At 65.2% G+C, this 316-nt stretch carries 1 protein-coding gene; it reads right to left on the bottom strand.

Features of this window, described 5'->3' with window-relative positions:
* Positions 1 to 49: 49 nt before the first annotated feature.
* The coding region (locus AC3IMC_RS20475; protein WP_490920730.1) for a phage holin family protein at positions 50 to 316 on the bottom strand (267 nt) is incomplete at its 5' end.

The raw sequence follows: 316 nt of genomic DNA on the forward strand, positions 1-316 counted from the left end.
CGGGCACGGGTGGCTTCTATGTCTGCGCGGATGACGTCCGGGTTCTCGCTCATCGGTTTACCTCACCTGGTTTTAGGGTTGGGGGGATTTCGGAGAGTGTTTCGCTGGTTTGGGGCAGGCCCTTGATTTCTTTGAGTTCCTTGCGGCCGATGCTGGCCAGGATCGCGGCGATGATGGCCCAGATGACGGCGACGATCAGCGCGGCCCAGCCCAGGGGCATGAGGGCGCCGAGGGCGAACATCAGGGCCAGGGAGAGGAAGGTCAGGACGAAGTGTCCGCCGACGCCGGCGCCGGCGAGCATGCCGGCGCCTTTCCC

Source organism: Arthrobacter sp. E70 (assembly GCF_058266945.1).